Annotated in this window: 30 protein-coding genes; 17 read left to right on the forward strand and 13 right to left on the reverse strand. The window is 67.6% G+C overall.

The genetic code is table 11. The features are described 5' to 3' along the window. The first annotated feature begins 7 nt into the window (after window positions 1-7). Window positions 8-247 (forward strand): phosphoribosylformylglycinamidine synthase subunit PurS, encoded by a 240-nt coding sequence (gene purS / locus E1H18_RS01765; RefSeq protein ID WP_172263101.1) that lies wholly within the window; start codon window positions 8-10, stop codon window positions 245-247. Window positions 248-309: 62 nt separating this feature from the next. Here purS and E1H18_RS01770 read toward each other — a convergent pair whose 3' ends face one another. Next, complete coding sequence (locus E1H18_RS01770) at window positions 310-936, reverse strand: TetR/AcrR family transcriptional regulator (RefSeq protein ID WP_172263103.1); 627 nt, start codon at window positions 934-936, stop codon at window positions 310-312. Window positions 937-1,017: 81 nt separating this feature from the next. Between E1H18_RS01770 and E1H18_RS01775 the strand changes: the two genes are divergently transcribed. The 5 genes from E1H18_RS01775 to E1H18_RS01795 all read left to right on the forward strand — a co-directional run bounded on the left by E1H18_RS01775 (window position 1,018) and on the right by E1H18_RS01795 (window position 5,749). Continuing rightward, window positions 1,018-2,292: a cytochrome P450 gene (locus E1H18_RS01775; RefSeq protein ID WP_172263105.1), complete on the forward strand. Its 1,275-nt coding sequence runs from the start codon at window positions 1,018-1,020 to the stop codon at window positions 2,290-2,292. A gap of 7 nt (window positions 2,293-2,299) precedes the next feature. Continuing rightward, on the forward strand, window positions 2,300-2,476 hold the full coding sequence (locus tag E1H18_RS01780; protein ID WP_172263107.1) for a rubredoxin: 177 nt from the start codon (window positions 2,300-2,302) through the stop codon (window positions 2,474-2,476). Window positions 2,477-2,533: 57 nt separating this feature from the next. Beyond that, complete coding sequence (locus E1H18_RS01785; protein WP_172263109.1) at window positions 2,534-3,019, forward strand: DUF3291 domain-containing protein; 486 nt, start codon at window positions 2,534-2,536, stop codon at window positions 3,017-3,019. A 42-nt stretch (window positions 3,020-3,061) separates the two neighbouring features. Then, complete coding sequence (gene purQ / locus E1H18_RS01790; protein WP_172263111.1) at window positions 3,062-3,724, forward strand: phosphoribosylformylglycinamidine synthase subunit PurQ; 663 nt, start codon at window positions 3,062-3,064, stop codon at window positions 3,722-3,724. Between the two features lie 105 nt (window positions 3,725-3,829). Continuing rightward, window positions 3,830-5,749 (forward strand): CocE/NonD family hydrolase, encoded by a 1,920-nt coding sequence (locus E1H18_RS01795; protein ID WP_172263113.1) that lies wholly within the window; start codon window positions 3,830-3,832, stop codon window positions 5,747-5,749. A gap of 57 nt (window positions 5,750-5,806) precedes the next feature. Here E1H18_RS01795 and E1H18_RS01800 read toward each other — a convergent pair whose 3' ends face one another. Further along, on the reverse strand, window positions 5,807-5,986 hold the full coding sequence (locus E1H18_RS01800; RefSeq protein ID WP_172263115.1) for a hypothetical protein: 180 nt from the start codon (window positions 5,984-5,986) through the stop codon (window positions 5,807-5,809). Between the two features lie 283 nt (window positions 5,987-6,269). On the opposite strand from E1H18_RS01800, the gene E1H18_RS01805 reads away from it, so the two are divergent. Genes E1H18_RS01805 through E1H18_RS01815 form a run of 3 tightly spaced genes read left to right on the forward strand, consistent with a single transcriptional unit; the run spans window position 6,270 to window position 9,162 of the window. Then, window positions 6,270-6,536 carry a hypothetical protein gene (locus E1H18_RS01805; RefSeq protein ID WP_172263117.1) on the forward strand — a complete coding sequence of 89 codons (267 nt, stop codon included), beginning with the start codon at window positions 6,270-6,272 and terminating at the stop codon, window positions 6,534-6,536. Between the two features lie 52 nt (window positions 6,537-6,588). Beyond that, the gene (purL, locus tag E1H18_RS01810; RefSeq protein WP_172263119.1) at window positions 6,589-8,796 is read left to right on the forward strand and encodes a phosphoribosylformylglycinamidine synthase subunit PurL; all 2,208 of its coding nucleotides are present in this window, start codon (window positions 6,589-6,591) and stop codon (window positions 8,794-8,796) included. Between the two features lie 9 nt (window positions 8,797-8,805). Beyond that, entirely contained in the window at window positions 8,806-9,162 is a 357-nt protein-coding gene (locus E1H18_RS01815; RefSeq protein WP_172263121.1) for a hypothetical protein, read from the forward strand. Window positions 9,163-9,302: 140 nt separating this feature from the next. On the opposite strand, the gene E1H18_RS01820 is transcribed toward E1H18_RS01815, so the two are convergent. After that, entirely contained in the window at window positions 9,303-11,123 is a 1,821-nt protein-coding gene (locus E1H18_RS01820) for an ATP-binding protein (protein WP_172263864.1), read from the reverse strand. A 131-nt stretch (window positions 11,124-11,254) separates the two neighbouring features. Continuing rightward, on the reverse strand, window positions 11,255-12,184 hold the full coding sequence (locus E1H18_RS01825) for a M20/M25/M40 family metallo-hydrolase (protein WP_172263123.1): 930 nt from the start codon (window positions 12,182-12,184) through the stop codon (window positions 11,255-11,257). A 107-nt stretch (window positions 12,185-12,291) separates the two neighbouring features. Between E1H18_RS01825 and E1H18_RS01830 the strand changes: the two genes are divergently transcribed. The 4 genes from E1H18_RS01830 to E1H18_RS01845 all read left to right on the forward strand — a co-directional run bounded on the left by E1H18_RS01830 (window position 12,292) and on the right by E1H18_RS01845 (window position 14,267). Beyond that, window positions 12,292-12,528 carry a BolA/IbaG family iron-sulfur metabolism protein gene (locus tag E1H18_RS01830; RefSeq protein WP_172263125.1) on the forward strand — a complete coding sequence of 79 codons (237 nt, stop codon included), beginning with the start codon at window positions 12,292-12,294 and terminating at the stop codon, window positions 12,526-12,528. An 11-nt stretch (window positions 12,529-12,539) separates the two neighbouring features. Continuing rightward, the gene (locus E1H18_RS01835) at window positions 12,540-13,430 is read left to right on the forward strand and encodes a hypothetical protein (RefSeq protein ID WP_172263127.1); all 891 of its coding nucleotides are present in this window, start codon (window positions 12,540-12,542) and stop codon (window positions 13,428-13,430) included. A 79-nt stretch (window positions 13,431-13,509) separates the two neighbouring features. After that, window positions 13,510-13,851: a Grx4 family monothiol glutaredoxin gene (grxD, locus tag E1H18_RS01840; RefSeq protein WP_172263129.1), complete on the forward strand. Its 342-nt coding sequence runs from the start codon at window positions 13,510-13,512 to the stop codon at window positions 13,849-13,851. Continuing rightward, window positions 13,848-14,267 (forward strand): thioesterase family protein, encoded by a 420-nt coding sequence (locus E1H18_RS01845; protein ID WP_172263131.1) that lies wholly within the window; start codon window positions 13,848-13,850, stop codon window positions 14,265-14,267. The genes grxD and E1H18_RS01845 overlap by 4 nt, the downstream gene beginning before the upstream one ends. Here the strand turns inward: E1H18_RS01845 and E1H18_RS01850 are convergent. Further along, entirely contained in the window at window positions 14,251-14,634 is a 384-nt protein-coding gene (locus tag E1H18_RS01850) for a hypothetical protein (RefSeq protein ID WP_172263133.1), read from the reverse strand. The two genes, E1H18_RS01845 and E1H18_RS01850, sit on opposite strands and share 17 nt — an antisense overlap. 82 nt (window positions 14,635-14,716) lie before the next feature. Between E1H18_RS01850 and E1H18_RS01855 the strand changes: the two genes are divergently transcribed. Beyond that, complete coding sequence (locus E1H18_RS01855) at window positions 14,717-15,856, forward strand: serine hydrolase domain-containing protein (RefSeq protein WP_370526390.1); 1,140 nt, start codon at window positions 14,717-14,719, stop codon at window positions 15,854-15,856. Between the two features lie 91 nt (window positions 15,857-15,947). On the opposite strand, the gene htpX is transcribed toward E1H18_RS01855, so the two are convergent. From htpX to rpsD, 3 genes are all read right to left on the reverse strand, one after another. Then, window positions 15,948-16,907: a zinc metalloprotease HtpX gene (gene htpX / locus E1H18_RS01860; protein ID WP_172263135.1), complete on the reverse strand. Its 960-nt coding sequence runs from the start codon at window positions 16,905-16,907 to the stop codon at window positions 15,948-15,950. Window positions 16,908-16,933: 26 nt separating this feature from the next. Next, window positions 16,934-17,245, reverse strand: a complete 312-nt coding sequence (locus E1H18_RS01865; protein WP_172263137.1) for a zf-TFIIB domain-containing protein — start codon at window positions 17,243-17,245, stop codon at window positions 16,934-16,936. A 289-nt stretch (window positions 17,246-17,534) separates the two neighbouring features. After that, window positions 17,535-18,152 (reverse strand): 30S ribosomal protein S4, encoded by a 618-nt coding sequence (gene rpsD / locus E1H18_RS01870; RefSeq protein WP_172263139.1) that lies wholly within the window; start codon window positions 18,150-18,152, stop codon window positions 17,535-17,537. A 205-nt stretch (window positions 18,153-18,357) separates the two neighbouring features. Here rpsD and E1H18_RS01875 point away from each other — a divergent pair, with 205 nt between their 5' ends. Both E1H18_RS01875 and E1H18_RS01880 read left to right on the forward strand, forming a co-directional pair. Continuing rightward, window positions 18,358-19,251: a LysR family transcriptional regulator gene (locus tag E1H18_RS01875; RefSeq protein WP_172263141.1), complete on the forward strand. Its 894-nt coding sequence runs from the start codon at window positions 18,358-18,360 to the stop codon at window positions 19,249-19,251. Window positions 19,252-19,302: 51 nt separating this feature from the next. Next, complete coding sequence (locus tag E1H18_RS01880) at window positions 19,303-20,433, forward strand: TDT family transporter (RefSeq protein ID WP_172263143.1); 1,131 nt, start codon at window positions 19,303-19,305, stop codon at window positions 20,431-20,433. On the opposite strand, the gene fghA is transcribed toward E1H18_RS01880, so the two are convergent. Both fghA and E1H18_RS01890 read right to left on the reverse strand, forming a co-directional pair. Beyond that, on the reverse strand, window positions 20,423-21,256 hold the full coding sequence (gene fghA / locus E1H18_RS01885; protein WP_172263145.1) for an S-formylglutathione hydrolase: 834 nt from the start codon (window positions 21,254-21,256) through the stop codon (window positions 20,423-20,425). The genes E1H18_RS01880 and fghA overlap by 11 nt on opposite strands. Window position 21,257: 1 nt before the next feature. After that, window positions 21,258-22,367 (reverse strand): S-(hydroxymethyl)glutathione dehydrogenase/class III alcohol dehydrogenase, encoded by a 1,110-nt coding sequence (locus tag E1H18_RS01890; protein ID WP_172263147.1) that lies wholly within the window; start codon window positions 22,365-22,367, stop codon window positions 21,258-21,260. Window positions 22,368-22,480: 113 nt separating this feature from the next. On the opposite strand from E1H18_RS01890, the gene E1H18_RS01895 reads away from it, so the two are divergent. Continuing rightward, window positions 22,481-23,383: a LysR family transcriptional regulator gene (locus E1H18_RS01895; RefSeq protein ID WP_172263149.1), complete on the forward strand. Its 903-nt coding sequence runs from the start codon at window positions 22,481-22,483 to the stop codon at window positions 23,381-23,383. Here E1H18_RS01895 and E1H18_RS01900 read toward each other — a convergent pair. The 3 genes from E1H18_RS01900 to E1H18_RS01910 form a co-directional block, all read right to left on the reverse strand. Beyond that, window positions 23,380-24,657 carry a DUF1254 domain-containing protein gene (locus E1H18_RS01900; RefSeq protein ID WP_172263150.1) on the reverse strand — a complete coding sequence of 426 codons (1,278 nt, stop codon included), beginning with the start codon at window positions 24,655-24,657 and terminating at the stop codon, window positions 23,380-23,382. The two genes, E1H18_RS01895 and E1H18_RS01900, sit on opposite strands and share 4 nt — an antisense overlap. 125 nt (window positions 24,658-24,782) lie before the next feature. Then, window positions 24,783-25,199 (reverse strand): host attachment protein, encoded by a 417-nt coding sequence (locus E1H18_RS01905; protein ID WP_172263151.1) that lies wholly within the window; start codon window positions 25,197-25,199, stop codon window positions 24,783-24,785. Window positions 25,200-25,290: 91 nt separating this feature from the next. After that, the gene (locus E1H18_RS01910; protein WP_172263152.1) at window positions 25,291-26,097 is read right to left on the reverse strand and encodes an RNA methyltransferase; all 807 of its coding nucleotides are present in this window, start codon (window positions 26,095-26,097) and stop codon (window positions 25,291-25,293) included. Window positions 26,098-26,138: the final 41 nt, after the last annotated feature.

Genomic DNA, 26,138 nt, shown 5'->3' on the forward strand with positions numbered 1-26,138 from the left:
TTTGTCAGTGAAAGCCACCGTCCACGTGTTCCTGAAGCCCGGCGTTCTCGACGTTCAGGGCAAGGCTGTCGAAAACGCTCTGCACGGCCTGGGCTGGCCGTCGGTCAAGGACGCCCGCGTCGGCCGCGTGATCGAGTTCGACCTCGACGGCACGGATGCCGAAGCCGCCAAGGCCGAGGTCAAGAGCATGTGCGAGAAGCTGCTGGCCAACACGGTCATCGAAAGCTACCGCATCGAGGTGGCGTAAGCCCCTCTGCAAGATCAAGCTGATGAAAGCCCTCAAGCCCTGCTTGAGGGCTTTTCATTTGGCTATGCCGCGAAGCTGGCCCGAAGCGTCGTGAGACTGATCTCGCGGATCGGCTCCAGGTCCATGGCAGGGTCGATCAACAGCTGGGTCGACAGTCCCAGCAGCAGCGAGCCGACCATGAGTGCGGCCGCGTCGGCGTTCAGCCCGGTCCGCACCACGCCCTCTTCCTGGCCGCGCAGCACCAGCGCCTCCAGCCGCAGCTCCACCGTCTTGTGCGCCTCGGCAAAGGGCCCACGCAGGCCCGAGACCTCGGCCACCGCACCGGCCATCATCACGAAATAGGCCCGCATCTCCTGGTCCTGAGCCAGGTTGCGCAGGAAGATGTCGACGAAGGCCAGGATCGCCTCCAGGCCATTGAGATCGTCCAGTCGCCGATCGTCCAGCAGCCCCTCGATCCGCGCCTGCAAGCGCGCGATGAGCGCCTCGATCAGACCCTGCTTGGAGCCGAACCGCTGGGTCGCCAGACCGCGGCTGTAGCCGGCCCGCGCCCCGATCGCCTCGAAGGTCGCCGCCGCCGTCCCCTGCTGCGCGATCAGCTCGGCCGCCGCACGCAGCAGCTCGCTCTCGGACTGCTGGCGCCGATCGGACTGGGTGCGGCGTACGGGCGGGGCCTTAAGGGCGGACGTCATCTTGCAGAACCTAGTTATTTGTTGAACAACAAGCAAATAAGAGAAGCGACCCCGATGTCGCTCTGACAGGGAGTCCAGGACATGCCGATTCCGGCCCAGATCGCGCGCGATATCGTCGACCCTGCCGCTTATGCCGACGGCGACCGTGTCGACCAGGCCTTCGCCTGGCTGCGCCGCGAAGCGCCGCTGGACGTGGCCCAGCCCGAGGGCTTCGATCCGTTCTGGGTCGTCACCCGCCATGCCGACATCCTGGAGGTCGAGCGCCAGAACGAGCTCTTCCACAACGGCGACCGCGCCACGGTGCTGACCACCATCGAGGCCGACCAGAAGGTGCGCGAGATGATGGGCGGCTCGCCGCATCTGGTCCGCTCGCTGGTGCAGATGGACAACCCCGACCACTTCGCCTACCGCCGCGTGACCCAGCCGTCCTTGATGCCGCAGAACCTGCGGGCGCTGGAGGCCCGCATTCGCGAGATCGCGCGCGGCTTCATCGACCGCATGGCCCAGCACGGCGACCGCTGCGACTTCGCCCGCGACGTGGCGTTCCTCTATCCGCTGCACGTGATCATGGAGGTGCTGGGCGTGCCCGAGGCCGACGAGCCCCGCATGCTGAAACTGACCCAGGAACTGTTCGGCAACGCCGACCCGGAGCTGAACCGCACCGGCAAGTCGATCACCGACGTCAAGGAAGGCGTCGACAGCATCCAGTCGGTGGTCATGGACTTCATGCTGTACTTCAACGCCATCACCGAGGACCGCCGCGCAGCGCCGCGCGAGGACCTGGCCAGCATCATCGCCAACGGCAAGGTCGACGGCCAGCCGATGGGTCACCTGGAGGCGATGAGCTACTACATCATCACCGCCACGGCCGGCCACGACACCACGTCCTCGACCACCGCCGGCGCGCTGTGGGCCCTGGCCGAAAACCCCGAGCAGTTCGCCAAGGTCAAAGCCGATCCGTCGCTGATCCCCGGCCTGATCGAGGAGTCGATCCGCTGGGTCACGCCGGTGAAGCATTTCATGCGCACCGCCACCGCCGACACCGAACTGGCGGGCAAGAAGATCGCCAAGGGCGACTGGCTGTTCCTGTCCTATCCGTCCGGCAACCGCGACGAGGCGGTGTTCGACGATCCGTTCGCCTTCAAGGTCGACCGCACGCCCAACAAGCACGTCGCCTTCGGCTACGGCGCGCATGTGTGCCTGGGCCAGCACCTGGCGCGGATGGAGATGCGGGTGCTGTGGGAGGAGCTGCTGGCGCGCCTGGACAGCGTCGAACTGGACGGCGCGCCGACGCGGATGACCGCCAACTTCGTCTGCGGCCCCAAGTCGGTGCCGATCCGCTTCAAGATGCGCTGAGGCGACGATGAGCGCGCCCTACAAGGTCTGGCAGTGCCGCACCTGCGGTTATCTCTACGACGAGGCCGAGGGCGATCCGGGCGAAGGCCTGACGCCCGGCACGCGCTGGGCCGACATCCCCGCCAGCTGGATCTGCCCGCTGTGCGGAACGCCGAAGTCGGATTTCGACATGGTGGAGCTCTGAGCCCCTTTCGCTCCGGGCTTCGCCACACGATGTTCCCCGGACGTAGGGAGAGCGTCGATGAGCTCACAGTTTCACCTGGCCCAGGTCAATGTCGGCCGCCTGAAGGCGCCGATCGACCATCCGTCGATCAAGGACTTCGCCGACAATCTGGACCGGATCAACGCCCTGGCCGAATCCTCGCCGGGCTTCGTCTGGCGGTTGAAGGGCGACGGCAACAACGCCACCGACCTGGCGATCGCGGCCGACCCGCTGTTCATTCCCAACATGTCGGTCTGGACCGACATCCCCTCGCTGGGGGCCTTCGTCTATCGCAGCGACCATGTCGGCGTCATGCGCAGGCGGCGGGAATGGTTCGAGCACATGGACCTGTACCAGGCTCTGTGGTGGGTCCCCGTTGGCCACGAACCGACCGTCGAGGAGGCGCTGGAGAAGCTGGCCTTGCTGGAGGCCCACGGCCCGACCCCCGCCGCCTTCACGTTCAAGACCCCCTTCCCCGCCCCGTCCGGCCAGGTCGTGGCGCCAGAACTGGACGAGTGCGCCTGAAGACCCTGACAACCGCTTCGAACGGTGCTACAGGCCCGCGCCATGAAAGCCGCCGTCGTCGTCTTCCCCGGTTCCAACTGCGATCGTGATTGCAAGGTCGCCATCGAGCGCTCTGCGGGCGCCCGCGTCGAAATGGTCTGGCACCAGGAGACGGCGCTGCCGGACGACCTGGACCTGATCGTCCTGCCCGGCGGTTTCTCGTACGGCGACTATCTGCGCTGCGGCGCGATGGCGGCCCAGAGCCCGGTGATGAAGGAAGTCGTCTCGGCCGCCGAAAAGGGCGTCGCCGTCGTCGGCATCTGCAACGGCTTCCAGGTCCTGACCGAAGTCGGCCTGCTGCCCGGCGCCCTGCTGCGCAACGCTGGCCTGAAATACGTCTGCAAGCCGGTCGGCCTGGACATCGTCAACGGCCAGACCCGTTTCACCGCCGGCTACGGCGAGCAGCGCCAGGCGGTCATGACCGTCGGCAACGGCGAGGGCAATTACTTCGCCGACGAAGAGACCCTCGACCGCCTCGAAGGCGAAGGCCAGGTGGTGTTCCGCTACCAGGAAAACCCCAACGGTTCGGCCCGCAACATCGCCGGCATCGTCAACAAGGGCGGCAACGTCCTGGGCCTGATGCCCCACCCCGACCGCGCCTTCGACGCCGACCTCGGCTCGGAAGACGGCGCGGTGCTGTTCCGCAGCATCTTCCAGAGCGCCTGACGCGCCTTCCATTGCCGTTCATGGACGGCAGGAACTTCAGCGTTACACTATAGCACTCGCCGAAAACGGCTCTTAAGGTGCCCCTCAATTGCAGGAGGGCCCACCATGAGTCTCGTTTCCACGCTGCGCGCCGGTCTGTTGGCCGCTTCGGCCGTCACCATCTTCGCGGGCGTCGCTGTCGCCCAGGTCACGGCGATGACGCCGGACATCGACGGCAAGTACGTCGCGACCAAGGTCAATCAGGACTACGAAAAGCGCGTGGTCATGACGCCGATGCGCGATGGGACCAAGCTCTACACCGTCATCGTCATTCCCAAGGGCGGCAAGAATCTGCCGATCCTGCTGACCCGCACGCCCTACAACGCCGCCAAGCGCGCCGCCCGCGCCGACAGCCCCAAGATGCTGGGCCTGCTGGCCCAGGGCGACGAGGTGTTCGTGGCCGACCACGACTACATCCGCGTCTTCCAGGACATCCGCGGCAAGTACGGCTCGGAGGGTGACTATGTGATGACCCGGCCGCTGAAGGGGCCGCTGAACTCATCCGAGGTCGATCATTCCACCGACGCCTACGACACCATCGACTGGCTGGTGAAGAACGTGCCCGAAACCAACGGCAAGGTCGGCATGCTGGGGTCGTCCTACGAGGGCTTCACCGTAGTGATGGCCCTGGTCAATCCGCACCCGGCGCTGAAAGCCGCCGCGCCGATGAGCCCGATGGTCGACGGCTGGATGGGCGACGACTGGTTCCAGCACGGGGCCTTCCGCCAGAACAATTTCGACTACTTCGCGGGCCAGACCTCGGTCCGCGGCGCGGGCGACGGCGTGCAGCGCCAGGGCTACGACGACTACGCCAACTTCCTGCGCGAGGGTTCGGCCGGCGACTACGCCAAGAACCATGGCCTGGACAAGCTGCCCTGGGTGCAGAAGCTGTTCGCCCACACGGCCTATGACAGCTTCTGGAGCGAGCAGGCCCTCGACAAGACCATGGAGAAGACGCCGCTCAAGGTGCCGACCATGTGGATCCAGGGCCTGTGGGACCAGGAGGACATCTGGGGCGCGGTGCACGCGTATCCGGCCCTAGAGTCCAAGGATAAGAACAACGACATGAACTACCTGGTGCTGGGTCCGTGGCGGCACAGCCAGGTCAACTACGACGGCTACAACCTGGGTCCCTTCAAGTGGGATGGCGACACCGCCCTGCAGTTCCGCCGCGACGTGCTCAAGCCCTTCTTCGACCAGCATCTGAAGGACAGCGCCAAGGCCGACACCCCGCCGGTGCTGATCTACGATCCCGGCCAGAACAAGTGGAACCGCTACACCAGCTGGCCGCAAAGTAAGGCGACCAAGAACCTTTATCTGGAGCCCAAGGGCGGCCTGTCCTTCAACGCCCCGGCGGCGGCCAAGGGCGCGGGCGCCTATGACGAGTATGTCTCCGACCCGGCCAAGCCGGTGCCCTACATCGCCCGTCCGCTGCAGTTCTCCGACCGCAGCCGCTGGACGCCGTGGCTGGTCAGCGACCAGCGCACCGTCGATGGCCGTCCCGACGTCCTGACCTATGTCACCGAGCCCCTGACCGAGCCGCTGAAGATCGCCGGCGTGCCCAAGGTCAATCTGACGGCCTCGACCAGCGGCAGCGACAGCGACTGGGTCGTCAAGCTGATCGACGTCTATCCGGACGAGGTCACCAGCCAGCCGGAATTGGGCGGCTACGAGCTGCCGGTCGGCATGACCATCTTCCGCGGTCGTTATCGCGAGAGCTTCAGCGCGCCCAAGGCCCTGACGCCCAACAAGCCGCTGAAATACCAGTTCATCCTGCCGACCGCGAACTACACCTTCCAGCCGGGACACCGGATCATGGTGCAGGTGCAGTCCAGCTGGTTCCCGCTCTACGACCGCAACCCGCAGACCTTCGTGCCCAACATCTTCTTCGCCAAGCCCGAGGACTATGTGAAGGCCACGCAGCGGGTGTTCCACGCCGGCGACACGGCCAGCTTCATCGAGCTGCCGGTGGTCGACGCCAAATAAGAGAAAGGGCCGGCGTGTCAGCGCCGGCCCTTCCCTCTACGGAGAGTATTCTAAAGGTCAGCGCTCGCCGCGCCTGACCTGGTCATCCTGCTGATTGGCCTGCCCGCCGGGGTTTCGACCCTGCTCTTCGCGGCCCTTCTCGTTGGGCCTGGTCTCGGCCTGCCGCTGCTGCTGGTCGGGCGCTCGGCGTTGCTGGTCGTTCGGTTGTTGCTGCGGATTACGGTTGTTGTCAGCCATCGGGCTTTCTCCTTGGTTCCGCGCGCTCTCTCGGACGCACAAGGACAAAACGACCTCGGACTCACGCCGTTCCTACGGCGGAGTCGCCTTAATTCCCGCCAAGCTTCGGATTTTTCACGACTTTCCTGTCACGCTTCGCCTGTCGCTAGAGAAACAGGGTTAAGCCGCCCCGCCCCGGGCGAGCGCTCTGGAACGCGCCAAGCACATCGACCATTGTTCGCTCAAGGGAACTAACCAGAAGGCGTCGGTGGAGCCTTCACGAGACGCACAGAGCTAAACCAACATGGCCGACCCCGAAGTTCGGTTTCCAGAGACCTATGTCAGCGGCGTGCCCGTCTGGGCCAAGCGCCGTCGCAAGCGCTCGGGCCTGAACCCGCTGCTCAACACCCTGATCGTGCTGCTGGCCCTGTTCGGCGGGGTCGTAGCCGGCGTGTCGCTGCGCACGGGCTCGGTCGAGAAGGGCGGCGCGGTCATCGACCAGTGGATCGCCCTGGCCGCGGCCAAGTGGAACGAGGCCGCCGGCGCGCCGACAGCGCCTCCCGGACCTTAAAGCCGTCACAGCCTGTAGCGGAATCTGGACGACCAAGGTAGAAGGCGCGCCCATGAGCACGCCCCAAAAGCCCATGGCCGAATTGGCCGCCGAGTTCGGCCTGAAACCCGCCGAATATGACGTCGTCCTGCAGCGGCTGGGCCGCGAGCCCAACCTCGTGGAGCTGGGCGTGTTCTCGGTCATGTGGTCCGAGCACTGCTCGTACAAGTCCTCGAAGAACCAGCTGAAGAAGTTCCCGATCGACGGGCCGCGCGTCATCTGCGGTCCTGGCGAGAACGCCGGCGTCATCGACATCGGCGACGGCGACGCGATCATCTTCAAGATGGAGAGCCACAACCACCCCTCGTACATCGAGCCCTATCAGGGCGCGGCGACGGGCGTGGGCGGCATCATGCGCGACGTCTTCACGATGGGCGCCCGGCCGATCGCTCTGTTGAACGCCCTGCGCTTCGGCGATCCGGAGCACCCGAAGACCAAGCGCCTGGTGGACGGCGTGGTCGCCGGCATCGCCGGCTACGGCAACTGCGTCGGTGTTCCCACCGTCGCGGGCGAGACCAACTTCCACAAGGGCTACAACGGCAACATCCTGGTCAACGCCATGTGCGTCGGCCTGGCCAAGGCCGACAGCATCTTCTACTCGGCCGCGCCGGGTCCGGGTCTTGCGGTCGTCTATTTCGGCTCCAAGACTGGCCGCGACGGCATCCACGGCGCGACCATGTCCTCGACCGAGTTCACCGAGGACTCCGAGGAGAAGCGCCCCACGGTCCAAGTCGGCGACCCCTTCGCCGAGAAGCTGCTGATCGAAGCCACGCTGGAGCTGATGGCCACGGGCGCGGTCGCCGCCATCCAGGACATGGGCGCGGCGGGCCTGACCTCGTCGTCGGTCGAGATGGCCGGCAAGGGCGGCGTCGGCATCGAGCTGAACATGGACATGGTCCCGCAGCGCGAGACCGGCATGTCGGCCTACGAGATGATGCTGTCGGAGAGCCAGGAGCGTATGCTGGCGGTCCTGAAGCCCGGCCGCGAGCAGGACGGCCACGCCATCTTCGAGAAGTGGGGCCTGGACGCCGCCGTCATCGGCTACACCACCGACACCGGCCGCCTTGTCTTGAAGCATCACGGCGAGACCGTCTGCGACGTGCCGCTGGCCCCGCTGTTCGACGACGCGCCGCTGTATGACCGTCCGTGGGTCCAGCCCAAGCTGGACGCGCGCCTCGACCCGGCGACCATCCCCGCCCCGATCGACTGGAACGAAGCCGTCCTGAAGATCGTCGGCTGCCCCGACATGGCCTCCAAGCGCTGGCTGTGGGAGCAGTACGACCGCCACGTCATGGCCGACACCCTGGAAGACAGCGCCACCGGCTGCGACGCCGGCATCGTGCGCATCCACGGCACCGGCAAGGCCATCGCGGTCACCAGCGACTGCACCCCGCGCTACGTCCAGGCCGATCCCTACGAGGGCGGTAAGCAAGCCGTTGCAGAAGCCTGGCGCAACCTGACGGCCGCTGGCGCCCTGCCGATCGCCATCACCGACAACCTCAACTTCGGCAGCCCCGAAAAGCCCGAGACCATGGGCCAGATCGTGCGCGCCACCGACGGCATGGCCGAGGCCTGCCGCGCGCTGGACTTCCCGGTCGTGTCGGGCAACGTCAGCCTCTACAATGAGACCAACGGCGTCGCCATTCCGCCGACCCCGACCGTCGGCGCCGTGGGCCTGCTGGAAGACTTCGACCTGCGTACGGGCTTCGGCAACGTGGCCGAGGGCGACACGCTGGTGCTGATCGGCGAGACCCACGGCGAGCTGGGCGCCTCGATCTATCTGCGCGAGATTCTGGGCCGCGAGGACGGCGCCCCGCCGCCGGTCGATCTGGCCCTGGAGCGCAAGAACGGCGACTTCGTGCGCGGCCTAATCGCCTCGGGCTTGGTCGCGGGCGTCCACGACCTGTCGGATGGCGGCCTGTTGATCGCCGCGGCCGACATCGCCCTGGCCAGCAAGATCGGCGTCACCCTGAACGCCACCAGCGCGGCCCATGCTCACCCGTACCTGCTGGGCGAGGACCAGGCCCGCTACCTGATCGCCACGCCGGATCCCGATGCGGTGCTCGAAGCGGCCAAGGAAGCCGGCGTCCACGCCAACCTGGCCGGTGTCGCCGGCGGGAACGCTTTCGCCTCGACCGACCTTTTCAGCGTCGACCTGGAAACCCTGCGCACGGCTCACGAGGCCTGGCTGCCGGGCTACATGAACGCCCCCAAGGCTTAGAGGATCTTCATGCGCATCGCTGTCCTGGCTACCGCCGCCGCCCTGATCCTCGCCGCCTGCGCACCCACTGGCGCGCCGGAGGCTGGCAATCCCCCGTCGGCGGCGGCCCAGGCCAGCGCCTGCGCGGCCAAGGGCGGGACGATCCAGCCCGTCGGCCGGGCCCAGATCCCGACCTGCGTCATCCCCTATGCCGACGCCGGCAAGGCCTGCACCGACAAGAGCCAGTGCGAAGGCGCCTGCATCGCCGAGGGCAACCTGGAAAGCCAGGGCGCGGTCTCGGGCCAATGCCAGAAGACCAACCGCCAGTTCGGCTGCTTCGCGCGGATCGAGAACGGCAAGGCGACCGCGACGCTCTGCGTGGATTGATGACTTAATCCTCCCCCGCGCTGCGGGGGAGGTGGCCCAGAGGGCCGGAGAGGGCGGGCTCGGCCTAAGCCGCATTGGCCCCCTCAGTCGCTCCGCGACAGCTCCCCCGTATCACGGGGGAGCATCTATCTGATCTCCCCCTAAGCCGCGTGCGTCCGCCCCGACCACCTGGCCACCGTTTCCAGCAGCTTGGTCGGATTGATCGGCTTGCCCAGGTGATCGTCCATGCCCGCCGCCAGGCAGGTGGCGATCTGTTCCGGCAGGACGTTGGCGGTCAGGCCCACGATCGGGGTCGAGGCCCCTCGGGCCCCCTCCATGGCGCGGATTTCGCGCGTGGCGGTCAGACCGTCCATCACCGGCATCTGCACATCCATCAGGACGAGATCGTAGTGCCCCTGGCGCATGGCCTCGACGCCGGCGACGCCGTCATTGGCGGTCTCCAGCGCGACGCCGAACGGCTCCAGCATGGTGCGGACCAGCTCGCGATTGACGGCGTTGTCCTCGACCAGCAGCAGCCGCACCCCAGCGTCGGCGCCCAGGGCCTCCACGGCGGGCTCCTCCTCTGGCGCCGTCAGCTCGGCCAGCGGGCCCCGCACCTCGAACCAGAAGGTCGAGCCCTTGCCTTCGACGCTGTCGACGCCGATCCGGCCGTCCATGCGCTCGATGATCCGGCGCGAGATGGCCAGGCCCAGACCCGTGCCGCCGAACCGCCGCGACACCGCCGCGTCGGCCTGCGAGAAACGGTCGAAGATGTTGTCGCGATGCTCGGCCGCGATGCCGATGCCGGTGTCGATCACCTCGCCGCGCAGCACGGCCGTCTCGCCGTCTACAGTCTGGCTCAGAGCGACCGTGATCGAGCCGTGGGCGGTGAACTTCACGGCGTTGGACAGGAAATTCAGCAGCACCTGCGACAGGCGCGGCCCGTCCAGGTTCATCGGCTGCAGGCTCTTGGGCGCCTTCACCCGCACCGCCAGCCCCTTGGCGACGGCGCGTTCCTCGACCAGCGCCGCGCAGGACGAGGCCATGGCCGCCGGGTCGAACGGGCCCGGGTCCAGCTCCAAACCACCGGCCTCCAGGCGCGAGAAGTCCAGCACGTCGTTGACGACGCTGAGCAGGGTGTGGCTGGCGTCCAGGATGTGGCCGACCTGGCGGCCGGCGGTCTTGCTGAGGTCACGCGAGCGGCGCAGCACTTCGGCAAAGCCGATGATCGCCGTCAGCGGCGTGCGTAGCTCGTGGGTCATGTTGGCCAGGAAGTCGGACTTGGCCGCCGAGGCGCCCTCGGCCATCTCCAGCGCCTTGACCAGTTCCAGCTCCAGCTGCTTGCGCTCGGTGATGTCGCGCGAGGCCACGATCAGGATGTTGGAGCCATCGCCGAGGCGTGAATAGGTGCTCTCCAGCCAGATAGAAGCGCCGTCCTTGCGGAAGCTCTCATACGTGGCCACCGCCGGGGGACCGCCCGCCTGCAGCGTTCTGATCAGCGCGGCCACCCGCGCGAAGTCCGCCTCGCTGACCATGGCGGTCGGCGGCAGGACCATGAACTCCTCCAGCGTATAGCCGGTGATACGCTCGATGCTGGGCGAGCTGTAGATCCGCTCGCCCTTGGGCGACCACAGAGCCACGTGGTCGGTCAGGTTGTCGGCCAGAAGGCGATAGAGACGCTTGGTTTCGCCGAGCCGTTCGAGCGCCGCCTCGGCCTCGGCCTGACGGGCGTCCTTGGCCGCGACACTGGCCGAAAGCGCGTCTCGCAGGCGCTCCAGACTGAGGGTCTGGCCCACCACCCACAGGGACAGCGGCACGGCGATGATCGACGAGATCAGCGTCGTCATCAGGGGCGTAAAGGTGCTTGGCGAGCCCAGGATCAGGACGTTGACGATGAAGTCCATCGCCACGGCCGCCGCCACGATAAGCACCGCGGCCGGCGCGGCTCTGGGAAGCCGGTCTCGCAGTCGGGCGGAAATGATCTCGAACTCCTCGCGTGGGCCGAGTCACGTTGCCCGGTCACGCTTAAGGAGTGATAACCGTACCGCGACGACTAGGCGACATTTCGTCGCGGAATGAATTGTAACAAAACCATGCGTTTAAAGCGCAAGACCTATCGCGCCGCCGCTGTACTCAAATCGCGTTCTAGCGCGATGCTGGCCTGAACCACGGTGGCGACCGAACGCTTGAAGAAGTCCTGCGGCACCGTGGCGAAGTCGTCGGTGGGCTTGTGGTACTCGGGGTGGTCCTCGACGCCGAAATAGACCCACGGCACGCCCTTCTCGCCGAAGGCGTAGTGGTCGGACTGGTTGCTCCAGTTGTTCTCCTTGCCGTCGGCGTCGGTGTCGTGGCCCAGCTTCAGGGAAACCGGCGCGGTCATCGCCACCTTGACCAGGATCGGCTTCAGCGCAGGGAACGGCCCGGTCCCGGCGACGTACAGCTCGTTCTTGGCGTTCTTGCTGAGCATGTCGAAATTCACGTTCAGCGCGATGGTCTCCAGCGGCACGGGCGGCGCAGCCACGAAGGCGCGGGCGCCGCGCAGGCCGCCCTCCTCTGCGTCGACCACCGCGAAGATGACGTCGTGCTTCGGCGCCTTCGCCTTGAACGCCTCGGCCACGGCCAGCAGGCCCGCCACGCCCGAGGCGTTGTCATCGGCGCCGTTGTAGATCTGGCCGTCGCGGACGCCCAGGTGGTCGTAGTGGGCCGACACAACCATGGCCTTGCCGCCAGTCTCCGTTCCCTTGATCCGCGCGATCAGGTTGATCCCCTGCACGCTGGTCCCATCGCGCTTGGCGAAGCTGAACGGCTGCTCGAAGCTATCCGTCACCGGCGAAAGGCCGATCTGCGCGAACCGCGACAGGATATAGGCCCGCGCCTTCTCCGAACCCGGCGTGCCTGGCGCGCGGCCCTGCATGTCGTCGGCCGACAGGATGCGCACATCGTCCAACGCCTTGTCGCCGGGATCGGCGAAGGCCGGCGCAGCGGCGGCCAGCGACAGGAAGGCGGCGGTCAGCAGCAGGGTGCGACGATAAAGACAGGTCATGACGGCTACATGCCGTGCGCTGGGGCGCGAATTCAATTAAATCTGCAACACCTCGCGACGTACTCTCGCGGAACGCGTAGCCTCTCCAAGGATCGGAGCCCTTCCCCGTGCCCATGTCTCACGCCGAACTCGAGGCCCGCCTCACCACGGCCTTCCCCGATTCCGAGATCGTGCTGACCGACCTGGCCGGCGACAACGACCATTGGAAGGCCCGCATCGTTTCGCCCGCCTTCAAGGGCCTGCCGCGCGTGCGCCAGCACCAGCTGGTCAACAAGGCCCTGGCCGACGTCCTGGGCGGCACGCTGCACGCCCTGGCCCTCGAAACCGCCGCCCCCGCGGAATAGGAGCCCAGTCCTTGCGCTATCGGCCCTTCGGCAAATCGAGCATGGCGGTCTCGGCGCTCACCCTGCGCCTGGCCGACAGCTCGCGCCTTCGGGCCAATGACTGGCGCGCTCTGGTGTTCACGGCGCTGGAAAACGGCATCAACAGCTTCCAGGTCGACGGCGACTCGCCGGAGTTGCTGAAGGGTGCGGGCGAGGCCTTCGCGTCCGTGGAGCGCCACCTACTGTTCCTGACCTGGCGCGTGCGCGGCGACGCGGCCGCCCTGGGCCAGCAGGCGGTCGACAGCTTGCTGGGCTCGGCCTTCGACGGCCTGGGCCTGGAGTATCTGGATCTCGTCCTGATCAACGACCCTCTGGCCCCGCAGCTGCCGGCCGCCTTCGAGGCCGGCCTGCGCTCTCTGCATCAGGCCCGGGCCCTGCGCGGCCTGGGCATCGCCAGCCGCGGCGACATCAGTCCTCAACTTTTGAAGAACGGCCTGGTCACGGCTGTGTCCTCGCCGTTCAACCTCTCGTCGGGCTGGGCCGAGCGCCATCGCATCCGCCACGCCTCGCAGGCCAATTTCGCGGTCATCGGCGAGGACTTCTGGCCCCAGGCCCTGCGCGAAGGCGGCGAGAAGGCCCCGCCCAAGCCGTCTCTGTGGCGACGCCGCACCGACCCGCTATCCGATGTCGGCGGCTACGATTTCCTGCACAACACCCTGGGCTGGAATGGCGAGGAGATCTGCCTGGGCTACGCCCTGACCGAGCCTTCGCTGTCGACCCTGCGCGTCACCGCCGACACCCGCGCCGAGGTCGAGCGCCTGGCCGCCGTTGTCGAGCGCGACATGCCCACCAATGTCTGCGCTCAGATCGAGATGGCCCGCTTCTCGGCCCAGGAACGTGAGAAGGCCGCCAATCGCTCCTGATCCAGCCGCAATTGACGGCCGCACTTGACCAGGCGTCACACGGCGCCTAGCTGACAGAACTCTCCTAGGACTGTTGAACATGACTGACGTCGCCTCCACCCCCGCCACCGACTTCATCGCCAAGACCATCGCCGAGCATCCGGTCGTGGTGTTCATGAAGGGCGTGCCGGACCAGCCGCGCTGCGGTTTCTCGTCGGTCGTCGTGCAGATCCTCGACCATCTGGGCGTCGAGTTCGTCGGCGTCGACGTCCTGCAGGACGACGACCTGCGCCAGGGCATCAAGACCTTCACCGACTGGCCGACCATTCCGCAGCTGTACGTCAAGGGCGAGTTCCTGGGCGGCAGCGACATCATCCGCGAGATGTTCCAGTCGGGCGAGCTGAAGACCCTCTTCACCGAGCAGGGCCTCATCGCCGCGTGAGTAGGCTCTTCGTCCCGCCTTCGGACGCCTATTCCCTGACTTTCGAGCCCAAGGCGTCGGACATCGACGCCAACGGCCACGTCAACAACGTGGTCTACCTGGCCTGGGCCCAGGACCTGGCCATCGCCCACTGGGAAGCCTGGGCCAGCGACGAGCAGCGCGCGCCCTGGAGCTGGGTCGCGCGCCGCCACGAGATCGACTACCGCCGCGAACTGCTGCCGAACGAGATCGCCACGGGCTACACCTGGGTTGGGGAGCTCAAAGGCCCGCGCTTCGAGCGCTATGTCCGCATCGACGGCCCCGACGGCGAGATGTGCGCCCAGAGCCGCACCGACTGGGTCCTGATCGACATCGCCGCCAAGCGTCCGGCGCGGGTGCTGCCGTGGATGGTCGAGCGGTTTACGCCGAAGGGGTGAGCGGATTGGCGATGACCACCGCCTCGCCCGGCTGCAATCCCAGTTCTTCGTAGCCGAACCGAAGGCTGGCCTGGCCCACCGGCCCCTTGCAGGTCTCAAGCCGTCGCCGTGCGAACGCCACCACCGCATGGCTACCCCGCCGATCGACGCGGAACACGAAGTCGGCCTTGGCGGCGCAGCCTCTGGACCGCACGCCGATGGTCAGCGCGTCCGTGCCTGTCTCGACGATCGCCACTGGCTCCAGCTCCGCCCAGGTCTCACTCGGCGCCGCGGACAGCAGCACGGGCCGCCCCGTCGTCGCGCAGCCGGCCAGGACCACGGCCGAGCCGGCGAGCACAAAACCTCTGCGCGAAAAAACGACGTTCATCGACCTCTGTACGAACCGCCCGAACTAGGCTGAAGATCGCCCACCGCTGGCGACATGGCCAGCCTGTAGGGGGAAAGTTCCTGTGCGTCTCAGTCCTTCTTCCCTGGCCGCCGCCATGGCCAGCGCCCTCGCCCTGCCCGCCGTCGCCGCCGACCACGGCAAGTTGGACGCCGAGCTCGACCGGCTGATGGCCGTGGGCAAGATCCCCGGCGTCGCGGTGGCCGTGATCGAGGACGGCAGGGTCGCCCATGTCGTCGCCAGGGGCGCGCGCAACGCCAAGGGCGACCCGCTGACGTCCGACACGATCATGTACGCCGCCTCGCTGACCAAGACGGCCTTCGCCTACTATCTGATGATGCTGGTCGACGAGGAGAAGATCGACCTCGACACGCCGATCAGCGCCTATCTGCAGAGGCCTCTGCCCGACTATCCGCAATATGCCGACCTGGCCAATGACCCCCGCTGGAAAGCGATCACGCCGCGTATCCTGATGACCCACTCGGCGGGCTTTCCCAACTTCCGCTGGCTGAACCCCGACGAGAAGCTGGACATCAAGTTCGATCCCGGCACGCGCTACGCCTATGCCGGCGAGGGCATCAACCTGATGCAGTTCGTGCTGGAGCAAGGCCTTGGCCTGAAGGTCGGCGAAGAGATGAACCGCCGCCTGTTCCAGCCGCTGGGCATGACCCGCTCCAGCATGACCTGGCGGGGCGACTTCGCCGGCAACCTGGCAGACGGCCGGAAGGACGACGGGACCTGGGAAGCCCACGACGACCGCTCCAGCGTAAAGGCCGCCGGATCGCTGGACACAACCATCGCCGACATGGGCAAGCTGGCGGCGGCCATCGCCTCGGGCTGGGGCCTGTCGCCCAAGGCCCGGGCCGACTTCGCCAAGGCCAGCCTGCCGATCACCAGCAAGCAGCAGTTCCCGACCCTGTCGCTGGACGACAACCCCGACAACGCCCGGATCAGGCTGGCGGCCGGCATCGGCGTGGTGACCTTCGACGGCCCGGCGGGTCACGCGCTCTTCAAGGGCGGCCACAACGACATCACCGACAACATGCTGGTCTGCGTCGAGAAAGGCCGCCGCTGCGTGGTGGCGCTGTCCAACAGCGGCGTCGGCCAGCGGATCTTCCCGCCGCTGGTCAAGGCGGCGCTAGGCGAGACCGGCATGCCCTGGCCGTGGGAGTACAGCCGCCTGCTACCGGTCGAGGCGCCATAAAGAAAAACGGCGCCAGGTCTGTCAAAGACCCGACGCCGCCAGGACCCTCGCGTTGGGGTTGGGGGGACGCGCGAGGGACGCGAAGAGTTACCTAGCCCCACGGTCCCGGGCTGCTGGCTCCGCCGCGGGGGGACGACGGCGGAACGGATGGGACGATGGTTGGCGCAGGGCGGCGGGCCTGTTGGCCGACGCCCAGACGCATCAGGGCCTCTACGCGGTTATGGGTGGCCGGGTGGGTCGAGAACAGGTTGTCCGCGCCCTTTCCCGAAAGGGGGTTGATGATGAACATGTGAGCCGTGGCCGGATTGCGCTCGGCGGCGTGGTTCTCGTAGCCGCTGCGGGCATAGGCCTCGATCTTCTCCAGCGCGCGAGCCAGGGCGGCGGGGTCGCCGCCGATCGCCGCGCCGATGCGGTCGGCTTCGTATTCGCGGGCCCGGCTGATGGCCATCTGCACCAGCATGGCCGCGATCGGGGCCAGGATGGCGATGGCGATCGCGCCGATCATCCCGCCGACGCCGCCGCCGTTGCCTTCCTCGTCGCGCGAGCCGCCGAAGAAGAACGCGAAATTGGCCAGGGCCGAGATCGCGCCGGCGATGGTCGCCGTCACGGTCATCACCAGGGTGTCGCGGTTCTTCACGTGGGCCAGTTCGTGGGCCATGACGCCGCGGATCTCGTCGCGGGTCAGCAGGCGCAGCAGGCCCGTCGTGGCCGCCACCGCCGCGTGGTCCGGGTCGCGGCCCGTGGCGAAGGCGTTCGGCTGATCGCTCTCGATGATGGTGATGCGCGGACGCGGCAGGCCGGCGGCCTGCGCCATCTCGGCCACGTCCGAGGCGTAGTGGCGGATCAGCGGCTCGGGGTGACTCTCGTCCACCTCCTGCGCGCCATAGGTCCGCAGCACGATCTTGTCGGCGTTCCAGTACGAGAAGGCGTTCATCGCCAGGGCGAGCACCAGGGCGATCATCATGCCGGTCGGGCCGCCGATCAGGTAGCCGACGCCCGCGAACAGGGCGGTCATGCCCGCCAGCAGCATGTAGGTCTTGAAGTGGTTCATCGGCCTGTTTGTCGTTTGCCTGTTGGTCAGTCGAAGATGTCGAAGAGGTCGAAGCGCTTCTTCTTGCCGTGGCCGTACTGGCCGTGACGGCGATAACGGTCGTCGTCATCATCGTCGCGCTTCTTGTAGCCCTGGTCGTGGTGATGGTCAGGCCGCACATAGGGCCGCGGCGCGTTGTAGGTCGCCTGCGTCTCCTCGCGCTCGAACGCCATCAGCTTCTCGAGCTCGCCGCGGTCCAGCCAGACGCCCCGGCAGCGCGGGCACATGTCGAACTCGACGCCGGCGCGCTGCACGGCCTGCATCGAGCCATCGCAGTTGGGGCACATCAGAAGCGGCATTCGGTAGACCTCCGGTCCAAAGGGTTGGATCGGATGTCCTCGATGCTGGCGGCGCCTTTGGGGGGAGAGGGGGGCAGCCGGACCCAGTCATCGAGAACACCCGATGCGGTCCGACATCACGAGCGCTTGCATTCGCTCGCCAGAGGGGCCCGGTCCCGCCCTATTAAGCTGGGAGCAGGTCGAAGGGCTTTCAAGGGGCGGGCTTCCCTTAAGGGAGCCTGTGACAAAACATGCAAAAAAGGCCCCGGATTGCTCCGGGGCCTTTTCCGTATTGGTTCGGATCCGACGCTTACGAAGCGTAGAATTCGACGACCAGGTTCGGTTCCATCTTCACCGGATACGGAACTTCCGACAGTTCCGGAGCGCGGACGAAGGTGGCCGACAGGCCCTTGGCGTCGACCGAGACGTACTCGGCGAAGTCACGCTCGTTCGAGGCGACCGCTTCCAGGACCAGAGCCATGTTGCGCGACTTTTCGCGGACCGCGATCACGTCGCCCGGCTTGCAGCGGTACGACGGGATGTTCACGCGCTTGCCGTTCACGGTCACGTGGCCGTGGTTCACGAACTGGCGGGCGGCGAACACGGTCGGCACGAACTTGGCGCGATAGACGATGGCGTCCAGGCGCGACTCGAGCAGCGAGATCAGGTTCTCCGAGGTATTGCCCTTGCGGCGAGCAGCTTCCTCGTAGGTGCGCGAGAATTGCTTCTCGGTCAGGTTGCCGTAGTAGCCCTTCAGCTTTTGCTTGGCGCGCAGCTGCAGGCCGAAGTCCGAGACCTTCTGCTTGCGGCGTTGGCCGTGCTGGCCGGGGCCGTACGAGCGTTGGTTGACCGGGGACTTGGGACGGCCCCACAGGTTTTCACCCATACGGCGGTCGATTTTGTACTTGGCGCTATGGCGCTTGGACATAAGTCACTCTTCTATTCGATCCGGGCCGGCTCCCCTGGAAAAGAGGTGCGATCTCAACGGCGGCTTCGGGTCAATCCGTATGCGGTTTTCGCGCCGTCCGGCGAGCCGGCGGCGTGAAGGGGTGGCTTATGAGGGAACGGGGTCGGGGAGTCAATGTGGGCGGGCCCGTTCGCCAGGACCGGCGACTTGGCCTACACCTCCTCCCATGACCCTGGAGCAGCTTCGCATCTTCGTGGCCGTGGCCGAGCGCCAGCACGTGACCCAGGCGGCGCGCGAGCTGAACCTGACCCAGTCGGCAGTGTCGAGCGCGGTGGCGGCGTTGGAGGCGCGGCACGGGGTCAGCTTGCTGGACCGGGTCGGGCGCAATGTCGTGCTCAATCCCGCCGGCCAGGTGTTCCTGACTGAGGCCAAGGCGGTGCTAGCCCGCGCCGAGGCGGCCGAGGCGGCGCTGAGCAATCTGGGCGACCTGTCGCGCGGACGCCTGACGATCCACGCCAGCCAGACCATCGCCAGCTACTGGCTCCCCCGCCGTCTGGCCGCCTTCCGCCGCGCCTGGCCGGGGATCGAGCTGGACGTCACCATCGGCAACACCCGCCAGGTGGCTGAAGCCGTCGCCGAGGGCCTGGCCGAGCTGGGCTTTGTCGAGGGCGAGGTCCAGGGCCCGACGCTGGAGGTCGGCGTGGTCGACCATGACCAGCCGGCCGTACTGGTGTCGCCGGACCATCCTTGGGCTACCAGTCGCCCGACGCTGACGGATCTGGCCGCCACGCCCTGGGTGCTGCGCGAGCCGGGCTCGGGCACCCGCACGGTGTTCGATCTGCTGCTGGCGCGGTCCGGTCTCGCCCCCTCGGCCCTGACCATCGCCGTCACCCTGCCCGACAACGAGCCGGTGCGGGGAGCGATCGAGGCCGGCATGGGCGCAGGCGTGCTGTCGCGCAGCGTCGCCGCCGCCAGCCTGGCCGCCGGAACCCTGGTCGAGGTCGCCTTCGACCTGCCGCCCCGCGCCTATTGGCTGGTGCGCCACAAGGCGCGCTGGCGCGGCAAGGCCGGGGAAGCTTTTCTGGCGATCGCGCAATCGTTCGACAAAAACGAACATTAAAAGCGAAAGAACGCGTTGGATCGAACGATCCGTCGAGCGCATCACGGCGGCATGACCGCTCTGCCCTTCACACACCTCGACAGCCCCCGCGAGATCGTCCGCCAGTTCACCCCCAACTGGTTCGCCGCCAGCATGGGCACCGGCATCGTCGCCCTCGTTCTGGCCCAGACGCCGCTGAAGCTGGCCGGACAAGGCCTGTGGCTGGCCAATATCGGCCTGTTCATGCTGTTCACCGGCCTCTACGCCGCGCGGTGGATCCTGTTTCCGCACGGAGCCCGACGGATCTTCGACCACCCGGTGATGTCGATGTTCCTGGGCTGCGCGCCGATGGCCCTGGCCACGATCGTCAACGGCTTCCTGGTGTTCGGCGTCGACCTGATGGGCCCGAAAGCGGTCGAGATCGCCGCGACCCTGTGGCGGATCGATGTGGCGCTGTCGGTCGGCTGCGGCCTGCTGGTGCCGTTCCTGATGTTCACCCGCCACGATCACGGCATCGACCGGATGACCGCCGTCTGGCTGCTGCCGATCGTGCCGGCCGAGGTTGCCGCGGCCAGCGGCGGTCTTCTGATCCCGCACCTGGCCGATCCCGCCCTGAAGCTGGAGGTGCTGGTCTCCAGCTACGCCCTGTGGGCTCTGTCCGTGCCGCTGGCCCTGGGCGTCTTGGTGATCCTGGTGCTGCGCATGGCGCTGCACAAGCTGCCCGAGGCCAGCATGGCGGCCACCAGCTGGCTGGCGCTGGGGCCGTTGGGCACCGGAGCGCTGGCCCTTTTGATGCTGGGCGAGGCCGCGCCGGGCGCGCTGGCCGGCGCAGGCCTGGGCGCCTATGCCGACGCCTTCCGGGGGGCCAGCCTGCTGGGTGCGGTGATGCTGTGGGGCTATGGCCTGTGGTGGCTGGCCACCGCGACCCTGGCGACGCTGCGCCAGGTGAAGCTGGGCCTGCCGTTCAATCTCGGCTGGTGGGGCTACACCTTCCCGCTGGGCGCCTTCACCCTGGCGACGCTGCGACTGGCCGGGCTGTTGCCGATCCCCAGCCTCATGACCTTCGGTCATCTGCTGGCGGCGGCGTTGACCGGCGTCTGGCTGATCGTCGCCGCCCGCACCTTGCAAGGCGCCTGGAGCGGGGCGCTGTTCCACGCCCCCTGCCTGACTTCGGAGAAGGGCCTGAAGGAGGCTAGAGCCTAGCCGCGTGGAAGGCGACGTGGTCGCCGATGAAGGTCGAGATGAAGAAGTAGCTGTGGTCGTAGCCGTCCTGGCGACGCACCGTGACCTTCAGGCGAGCCTCGGCGCCGGCCTCTTCCAGCAATTCGGGCTTCAGCTGGGTCTCCAGGAAGCTGTCGGCCAGGCCCTGATCGACCAGGATCTCGTCAAAGGCCTGGCCATAGCCGTCCTCGATCAGGGCGCAGGCGTCATGCGCCCGCCACGCGGCGCGATCCGAGCCCAGATACGCCGTCATCGCCTTGTCGCCCCACGGGCAGTTCAGCGGCGAGACGATCGGCGAGAACGCGCTGACCGACTTGAAGAGCTCCGGATTGCGCAGAGCGATCGTCAGGGCGCCATGGCCGCCCATCGAGTGGCCGAAGATCCCGCGCCGCGCCGGATCCAACGGGAAAGCGCCGTCGACGGCCTCCAGCAGATCTTTGGTCACATACGAATACATCTGGAAGTGCGACGCCCACGGGGCCTGCGTGGCGTCGACATAGAAGCCCGCGCCCTGCCCCAGGTCGTAGGCCGGGTCGTCGGCCACGCCTTCACCGCGGGGCGAGGTGTCGGGCGCGACGATCGCGATCCCGTGCTGGGCCGCGTATTCGTAGACCCCCGACTTCACCGTGAAATTGTCCTCGGTGCAGGTCAGGCCCGACAACCAGACGAGATAGGGAAACGGCCCCTCGCCATCCGGCGTCCACACCGTGAACTTCATCGGCGTGCCGGTCCTGGCGCTGGCGTGCTTGGCGTAGCGCAGCGTGCCGCCGTGGACGCGATGGGTGGCGAGGGTTTCGACGGTCATCCTAGAACGTCACCACGGTGCGGATGCTTTCGCCCGCGTGCATCAGGTCGAAGGCCTTGTTGATGTCCTCCAGCGGCAGGACGTGGGTGATCATCGGGTCGATCTGGATCTTGCCGTCCATGTACCAGTCGACGATCTTGGGCGTGTCGGTGCGGCCGCGCGCGCCGCCGAAGGCCGTGCCCTTCCAGACCCGGCCGGTGACCAGCTGGAACGGACGGGTGGCGATCTCCTTGCCGGCCTCGGCCACGCCGATGATGATGCTCTCGCCCCAACCGCGATGGCAGGCTTCCAGCGCCGTGCGCATGACGCCCGTGTTGCCGGTGGCGTCGAAGGTGTAGTCCGCGCCGCCGTCGGTCAGGGCCACCAGGTGGGCCACCAGATCGCCCTGCACGTCCTTCGGGTTCACGAAGTGGGTCATGCCGAACTTACGGCCCCATTCCTCGCGGTCCGGGTTGATGTCGACGCCGATGATCATGTTGGCGCCGACCAGCTTGGCGCCTTGAATGACGTTCAGGCCGATGCCGCCCAGACCGAAGACGATGACGTTCGAGCCCGGCTCGACCTTGGCGGTGTTGGTGACGGCGCCCACGCCGGTGGTCACGCCGCAACCGCAGTAGCAGGCGCTCTTGAACGGCGCGTCCTTGCGGATCTTGGCCACCGCGATCTCGGGCAGGACCGTGTAGTTCGAGAAGGTCGAGCAGCCCATGTAGTGATGGATGGTCTGCCCCTTGTACGAGAAGCGGCTCGTACCATCGGGCATCAGGCCCTTGCCCTGGGTGGCGCGGATGGCCGTGCAGAGGTTGCTCTTGCCGCTGAGGCAGCTTTTGCACTGGCGGCATTCGGGCGTGTAGAGCGGGATCACGTGGTCGCCGACCGCCACCGAGGTGACGCCCGCGCCGACCTCGACCACCACGCCTGCGCCTTCGTGGCCCAGGATCGACGGGAACAGGCCTTCGCTGTCCAGGCCGTCCAGCGTGTAGGCGTCGGTGTGGCAGACGCCGGTGGCCTTGATCTCGACCAGGACCTCGCCGGCCTTGGGCCCTTCCAGATCGACCTCGACGATCTCCAGCGGCTTCTTGGCTTCGAAGGCGACGGCGGCGCGGGTCTTCATCGGGGAGGCTCCTTGATTTGCGCGATCTTGGTACGCCGTGTGGCGCGCGTCGATAATCCCTGTCAGCGCAAAACATTGTTGCTCATGCAGGATAATGCGCGCATGCCCACGCCATGAGCCGCTGGGACGGGATCGACGAATTCGTGGCCACGGCCGAGGCCGAGAGCTTCTCCGAAGGCGCGCGCCGCTTAAGCCTATCGACCTCGGGCGTCAGCCGCGCCGTGGCGGGGCTGGAAGAGCGGCTGCAAACCCGCCTGCTCTATCGCACCACCCGCCGCGTCAGCCTGACCGACGCCGGCCGCGCCTTCCTGGCCCGCTGCCGCCAGTTGATCCTGGACCGTGACGAGGCCCTGGCCGCCGTCGGTGAAGAGGACGCCGAGCTGAAGGGCCTGCTGCGGCTGACCTGTTCGACCGCCTATGGCGAGCGGTTCGTGGCCCCGGCGGTCAACGGGTTCCTGCTGGCCCATCCCAAGCTATCGATCGAACTGGCCCTGGACGACGCGGTGCGCGACATCGTTTCCGAGGGCTTCGACCTGGCCATCCGCTTCGGCCGACTGACCGACAGCCGGCTGATCGCCAAGCGCCTGGCCTCGCGCACGCGCCGCCTCACCGCATCGCCCGCCTATCTGGCCCGGACCGGTGCGCCCCAGACCATCGCCGACCTGTCGTTGCACGCCTGCGTGCTGGGCGCATCCGACACCTGGCCGCTGCGCGAAACTCCCTCCTTTTCTGGCGCCGACGGCGAGCGCGAGATCGCCTTCAAGCCGCAGGGGCGTTGGCGCTGCAACAGCGGTCAGGCGGTGCTGGACGCGGCGCTGCAAGGGCTGGGGATCTGCCAGCTGCCCAACTTCTATGTCGACGCCGCCATCGCCGACGGCCGGCTGGTGGCGGTGCTGGAAGACGCGCGCCCGGCCGACGAGGGCGTCTGGGCCGTCTATCCGCATCTGCGCCTGCTGCCCGCCAAGGTGCGTCTGCTGGTCGAGCACCTCGAGCGCAGCCTAGCCGTCGCCGGTTAGGCCTTGACGATCGCCGGCACGCGGAAGCGGCCGCCCAGCAGTTCGGCGCGCGGCAGATAGGCCCGCAGATAGAGCGCGAAGGGCCCTGCCTTCGGAGCCGGCAGCCAGTTGGCGCTGCGCTCGCCGCCGGGGTCGCTGCGGCCGATCCAGATATCCAGCCCGCCGTCGGCGTTGCGCTTGAGGCCCGGCGTGCGGTCGCCGATCGTGTAGCGCTTGATCGGATTGTCGGTGAAGAAGAACTGCCCGTCCGGCAGGGCCTCGTACATCGACAGCGACCAGAAGCCGTCCAGCGGCAATTGAGCCGGCAGGCTGAGGCGATAGAGGCCATCGCCCGTGAAGGTCCCCGCCCCGTCGTCGCCGGCCACCTTCAGGTACGAAGCCTCGGCCACGGGCAGCGCGCCCAGGCCCTGCAGGGCGACGATGGCGCGATAGAGATAGTCCTGACCGTAGTCGCCCAGGTTCGGCCGCGGATACGACCAGCCGCTGGTGAACACCTGCCGGCCGCGCGCGAAGACGGCGATCATCTTGGCCTGCTCGATCCCGGCCGTCGCGGTGGCGGCGTCGAACGGCCCCGCGCCCAGGAAGGCGGCGGAGCGAGCCAGGATCTTGCCGTCCGTCGCCGGCGCGGGATCGCTGGCCAGCAGCGCCCGGGCGGCGGCGAAGTAGTCGCTCGGCGCGGCATCGCGGGCGGCGAAGGCCGGGACCGGAGCGGCAGGCGGGCCCTTCACCACGAAGCCGTCCTGGGCCTTGTGGGCGGCGGCCAGATCGGCGTCGCCATCAACTAGGGTGCGGACCAGCAGCCAGGCATGCGGCGTGGCGATCCGCACCGGGTTCGGACCGCTGGAGGCCTGGCCCGGTCCGCACAGGGTGAAGGTTCCGCCCTGCCCGCCGATAGTGCGCGTCCCCAGCACCACGTTGTTGTTGGTGAACATGTCCATCACCGCCACGCTGTAGTAGCGCGCGCCCAGTGGCGGGATGGTCAAGGTGACGGGCCCCTCGGAGAGATCCAGGAAAGCCGTCGAATAGAGCGTGTCGTTGTTGGGCGTGGTGACCGCGCGGCTGGTGTGGTCGGCCAGGGTCCGGGTGTGGGTCAGCGTGTTGATCGCCGCGCCGGGCGCCTTCAGCGTCCGAGCCCGGGTCGTGGCCATCTCGATCAATGGCAAGGCATAGAGATAGGCGTCGCGCGCGGCCGTCGCGTCCCCCTCTGCGGCGTTCGCAAACACGGGCGCGAAGCCCAGCACGCCGGCCGCCGCCAGCAGTTCCCGACGGTTCATGCCGCCCCTCCCCAACATTTGTTTGAGAGGCAGTGAACGCGCGATCGACCCAGGAGGCAAGTCGGGAGCTGGACCGAAGATCGGGGGATGAGGTCGACCTCCGGTCCGCCCCCACACGCTGCGCGCTACGCTGCCCGGGCGTGACGTGCGGCGTGAACCACTTCCTGCAGGGTGATGATGGTGGCGTCGACGCGCTCATGCGGGTCCGAACCGACCACCTTTCGGGCGACCGGCGACGACAGCGCGCCGCGCAGATGACCGAGGGCGCGCGGCGGCGCCACCAGGATCACATGGTCGAACGACTGCCGGCAGATCAGGTCGTCCAGCTTCTTGCCCAAGGTGCGTAGGAACGCCTTCTCGGCGCGGTCACGCACGTCGCCTGAATGGACGATGTGGGTCGGCCCCTCGTGCTCGTGATGCTCGCGCATCCCCGGCAGCCATTCCGGACGGTCATGCAGCGGACCATCGATGCGGGCCTGCTCCAGCAGGCGGGCGCGATGGCCGTCGGCGACCACCACCAGAGTTCTTGCGTCGGGGGTCATGAAGGCTCCTTGCGTCGACCACGCCTGAACCCTGCGCCCGCCCGCTCCGTCGGCGGATGATCGGCGTCAATTCCGCCGCCGGACCAGCTCCTTAAGGAGCTTCGTCCTTCTTGGTCTTCTCGGCCAGCTTGGCCAGCACGCGGCCACGGCCCTTGCTGAGCGCGGTGACCACGCCGCGGAAGGTGCGGACCTCCTGGTCGCTGAGCCGCGCGCGCGCCAGCGGGGCGCGCAGGTTGCGCACCATCGACGGCTTCTTCTCCGGCGGATGATAGAAGCCGGCCTTGTCCAGCTCGCCTTCCAGATGTTCGTACAGGCCCAGCAGCGCCGACTGGTCGGCGGGCTCTTCGACGTTCTGCTCGAACTTCTTCCAGGGCCGGTCGTCCTGGGTCATCTTCCATTCGTAGGCGTTGATCGACACGGCCTGGGCCAGGTTCAGCGACCGGAAGCGCTCGTCGATCGGGATCGAGACGATGGCCTGGCACAGGGCGATGTCGTGGGTCTCCAGGCCCGCGCGCTCGCCACCGAACAGCAGGCCGACGGCGCGGCCCAACGCAACATCCTCGGCCAGGTGGTTGGCGCTCTCACGCGGCGTATAGACTGGCAGGCGCGTCTCGCGCGGCCGGGCCGTGGTGGCGTAGACCAGCTTGAGGTCGGCGATGGCCTCTTCCAGCGTGTCGAAGACCTTGGCGTCGTCCAGAGGCCAGCTGGCGCCCGAGGCGCTGGGCCAGGCCCGCTCCTGCGGCCAGCCATCGCGAGGCCGCACCAGACGCAGGTCGTACAGCCCGAAATTGGCCATTACCCGAGCCACCGCACCGATGTTCTCAGCCAGCTGGGGCTCGTTGAGGATGACGCAAGGCGGCGTGACTTTGGGCGGGACGGGCTGGAGTTCGTCGGTCATCCGCACCCTTTGCCGCCGACCACACGCCTCTTGCAAGCTTT

Origin of the sequence: Caulobacter sp. RHG1, from assembly GCF_013181195.1 — a bacterium.
GTDB lineage: Bacteria > Pseudomonadota > Alphaproteobacteria > Caulobacterales > Caulobacteraceae > Caulobacter.